This is a genomic window from Nocardia sp. PLKS1-43 (assembly GCF_059510335.1).
Map to the genome: position 1 here is coordinate 1 of NZ_JCAJZQ010000035.1, position 3914 is coordinate 3914.

A 3914-nucleotide genomic window follows, 5' to 3' on the forward strand; every position below is an offset into this window, starting at 1 on the left:
CGTCCCGGATTCGGCGCAGAATACAGTGGGCGGCACGGTCGGACAATGGATTCAGCAGGCCATGCAGGTCTTGCAGCGGCTGGGATACGACACCAGCAAGATCGACCCGTCGGCCATCGCGATGATCATTCATTACGAATCCGGCGGAAATCCCGGCTCGGTGAACAATACCGACAGCAACGCGGCGGCCGGAAATCCGTCCGAAGGGCTCATGCAGACCACCGGCACCACATTTCACGAATGGGCCGCGCCGGGGCACGGAAACATCTACAACCCGGTCGACAATATAGTGGCCGGCGTCCGGTACGCGATCAACCGATACGGTTCGGTCGACAATGTGCCCGGGGTGGTGGCCGTGCGTAACGGCCGGTCGTATGTGGGGTACTGATGCCGACCGAGCGGGACGCGCCGGAACCGGGCGTCGCAGGTCCGCACAACGGCGGTGTGGGAACCACCGCCCCCGAGCCGCGCCGCCGACGGAACAGCCGCGCCGGCGCACCCCGCCCGCCGGGGCCCACCACCGCACCCGCGGCGGTCGGCACGGCAGCCGCGGCGGCACGTTCCGAGACCGCCGCGGCACCGCCCCAATCACCTTCCGCGTCAACGACATCCGCACCGATAGCGCCCGGCGCGAACACCGCCGCGTACGGAGCCGCCGCACCGATGGCCGCGGCCACGATGGGCGCCCTGGCAAGTATGGCCGCCCAATACGGCAGTGACACACCGGATCCCGACACCGGTCAGCCGAATTCGCCACCTGCGGTGCCACTCTGGCGACCGACCGGGCCGATGGCCTGGGACGGGGCGGTGCAGTCGGCCTATTCGGCGGACAACCAGGGCAAATCCGGACGGGTGAGCGCGATGGGGCGGCTCAACGACGAGTTGTCCCGCCTCCTGGGCGGTTCCGCCGACGCCACCACCGCGGGCCGGGCCCGGCTCACCGCCATCATTGCCGAGACCGATGCGGCCCTGACCGCGCTGGGCAGCGTCTCGGATACGGCGGTGGGACAGCGGCAGGTGATGAACACCCTCGACGCCGCCCTGCAACGCGCCGGAGTGGTACTCGGCCAGGGTCAGAGCGGGTCCGCACTGACCGCGGCGCAGGTTTCGGCTCTCGCCGACCGCTACGCCGAAGATGCGCGAACGGCCCCGCGCCGGGTCGTCTACCACCGGGCATACCGCGGCGGCTCGGGCGGGCCGCCGTTGACCCAGCCCTCTGGCAACGAGCGGATATGGATCGACGAGGCATCCCGGGTGCTGCAGGAAAACGGTTACAGCGCAAGCCAGATCGACCCGGCGGCCATCGCCACCATCATCCAGCACGAGTCGGCGGGCAATCCGCACGCGATCAACCTGTGGGACAGCAATGCCGTGGCGGGCCACCCGTCGAAGGGGCTCATGCAGACCATCGATCCGACATTCGACGCGTGGGCACTGCCGGGACATCACGACGTCTGGAATCCGGTGGACAACATCATCGCCGGGGTGCGCTACGCGATCCATCGGTATGGCTCGATGAGCGATGTGCCGGGCATCGTGCAACTTCGCCACGGCGGATCGTACGTCGGCTACTGATCCGGCCCGGCCGGTCCTGGGTGCTCGATCACCGGCGGAAACGGACGCCCAGGGACCGGCTCGGCGTAGTACGGCGGCGTAACGCCCGACAGACTGAGATAACCCTCCGCACTCTGCGCGACGGAGAAGCTGTATCCCTCACCCGTGCGGGCAGCGGTCGTGCGCGGGCGGCGGTCGCGATGGACGCGCAACGGCCACCCCAAATCGCGCCAGACCCGGACGACGTCCCGGAAATGCCGATCGGACTCCTCGGGTGCGGACCCGACCACCCAGTAGCAGATGTCGAAGTTCTCCAGTTCGGACTCGTCGTCATCACCGACGGGCAGCGTGATGCCCGCACGGAACCTCGCGTGCGGGAGTTCGGGATGTTCGACCGACAGCGACAACTCCGGCGGCAGCAGCCGCAAGGTCTCTCGGAAATACCAGTACAACCGCAGACGGGCCTCCCGCTCTCCTTGCACGCCACGGTGGTTACGCATTGACCAGATGCCCCCGCCCGGTGGCGATCAGGCCGATTTTGTCCAGCAGTTCGTTGGTGCTGTTCGAGTCGCCCTCGTAGTAGTAGTCCCAGTGTTCCTGGGAGTTGAACCCCAGCCGGCTTATCGGGCCGCGCTCGGACGGGATGCTGAAGACCGTGGCGTTGAAAGCCGGATCGGTCGGCTTCGGACCGTGCTCATTCGTCCACAGCCGGGCCGGATCGTATTTCTTGATGGTCGCGTAAACACGCTTGCCGTTGTCGATCCGATCCACTCCGGCGAGCTTGAAATCAGTGACGTGGTCGACACCGGTTCCCACACTGCCGGTGAATACCAGTTGATCCGCATACAGCCCTTCCGGACCCACCGCATCCGCCCGCGCGGCTTCGCCGATGACCCGGGTGCCGTAAGAGTGTCCGACCATGGTCGACAACGGGGCGCTCTCGCCCTGATGGGTAACCAGCAGACCCTCCTGAAATCGACGCAGCTTCGGCGCGGCATTCTCCGCGAACGACGCACTGCGAACCTCTACGCCGCCATCGGGCCGCCGGTATGCCTGCCATCGTGCGGTCGCGACGGTGGCGTCCGGATCCGCGCTCATCCGCCTCGCGGCTTGACTCAGCGTATCGGTTACTCCGACCGAGCTCGCCTTGAGCGGCGCGGACCCCGCGCCGACCACATACGTCATCTTGTATTTGGCGGTATCCATATCTGCGTCGCTGACCACCGTGTTGAAATCTTTGTCCAGATACAGCAGATAATGGTCGCCTTCGGGTCCGATGGCGTTCGTGATCCTGTTGCAGATGTCGAGGGCTTCGGTGTCGTTGCTCTGCTCCGCGGTCTTGCGCATTTCCTCGAGGTGCAGGCGATTGAGAATATCCCGATCCCGCTGCGGAATTCCGTCACGATTTCCGATGGTGGGCTCATCCGACCACAGGGTCAGCTTATCGTCTCGCGACAACGTGGACCACAACTGATTGAGCTCCCAGGGTTCTTCCGGCAGCACCGACGCGGCCGATACATCCGATGCCTCCGAGAAGATCGTTTCCGGGCGCTCGAGCGATTCGACCCGAGATGCGCCGACCCGTTCACTCGTCGATTCGGGTCGGAAATGCTCGGGGAGTTTGGCGCGCCCCTCCTCGACGCTGCCGAGTCGCCCGAGCAGGCTGGACTCGGCGTCCGCCCCGACATCATCGTCCCGGACACGCCGGAGCAGACGACTGGACCGTCGCAGCAGCCCCTCGGCCACCGTCTCCGCGGCGGAAGTGAGCCCCTCACTGATCTCGGACCCGAGAATCCGCATCTCACCGGACAGCGTGGCGGCCCGGTCGCGAAGAATCGCTTGCGCCCGTGCCCTGTGCGCCTGGATCAACCACTTGTAGACCTGATCCGAACGGTCTCTGTTCATACCGCGGTCGGGCCCTCCTCGCCCGCCTGGTCACATCGCGATATCACGTGATCGCGGTCTCCCAGGCACCCGATCACGTCCAGCGACTGGCGTGGAAGCTACTCGGCAGCGAGACGACCCGCACATCCGCTCCGGTATGCGGAGCTTCGACGCACCGGCCGTTGCCGATATACATCATGACGTGCCCGGGGCTGCCGTTGTTGAATTCGGAGTCGGGGAATATCAGATCGCCGGGCTGGATATTCGCCGGATTCACCTTCGGAAGTTCCTGATACTGTCGATCCGCAGTCCTCGGGATGTTCACACCCGCCGCCCGGGCGGCATAGGACGTGAGCCCGGAGCAATCGAACACATTCGGCCCGGAACCGCCCCAGACATACGGTTTTCCCACTTCGGACAGGGCAACTTGAATAGCCTTCTGCGCTGCGGGGGAAGCTCCGATACCGCTGGGCATC

5 protein-coding genes are annotated in these 3914 nt (G+C 65.9%); 2 read left to right on the top strand and 3 right to left on the bottom strand.

From position 1 onward, the window contains the following. Both AC5WS7_RS40470 and AC5WS7_RS40475 read left to right on the top strand, forming a co-directional pair. Window positions 1-388 (top strand): transglycosylase SLT domain-containing protein (locus AC5WS7_RS40470; protein ID WP_495959966.1); only part of this gene is annotated, 388 nt, incomplete at its 5' end. Continuing rightward, a complete protein-coding gene (locus tag AC5WS7_RS40475) occupies window positions 388-1575 on the top strand; it encodes a transglycosylase SLT domain-containing protein (RefSeq protein WP_495959967.1) in 1188 nt (395 codons plus the stop codon). The genes AC5WS7_RS40470 and AC5WS7_RS40475, both read left to right, overlap by 1 nt. On the opposite strand, the gene AC5WS7_RS40480 is transcribed toward AC5WS7_RS40475, so the two are convergent. The 3 genes from AC5WS7_RS40480 to AC5WS7_RS40490 form a co-directional block, all read right to left on the bottom strand. Beyond that, window positions 1569-2036 (bottom strand): hypothetical protein, encoded by a 468-nt coding sequence (locus AC5WS7_RS40480; protein ID WP_495959968.1) that lies wholly within the window; start codon window positions 2034-2036, stop codon window positions 1569-1571. The genes AC5WS7_RS40475 and AC5WS7_RS40480 overlap by 7 nt on opposite strands. Window positions 2037-2046: 10 nt before the next feature. Continuing rightward, on the bottom strand, window positions 2047-3459 hold the full coding sequence (locus AC5WS7_RS40485) for an alpha/beta hydrolase (protein ID WP_495959969.1): 1413 nt from the start codon (window positions 3457-3459) through the stop codon (window positions 2047-2049). A 73-nt stretch (window positions 3460-3532) separates the two neighbouring features. Further along, a partial coding sequence (locus AC5WS7_RS40490; protein ID WP_495959970.1) for a C40 family peptidase occupies window positions 3533-3914 on the bottom strand: 382 nt, incomplete at its 5' end.

What these genes read in the sequence shown, in the direction of transcription:
- AC5WS7_RS40475 (WP_495959967.1), top strand. Translation starts at nt 388, where the DNA reads ATGCCGACCGAGCGGGACGCGCCGGAACCGGGCGTCGCAGGTCCGCAC.
- AC5WS7_RS40485 (WP_495959969.1), bottom strand. Translation starts at nt 3,459, where the DNA reads ATGAACAGAGACCGTTCGGATCAGGTCTACAAGTGGTTGATCCAGGCG.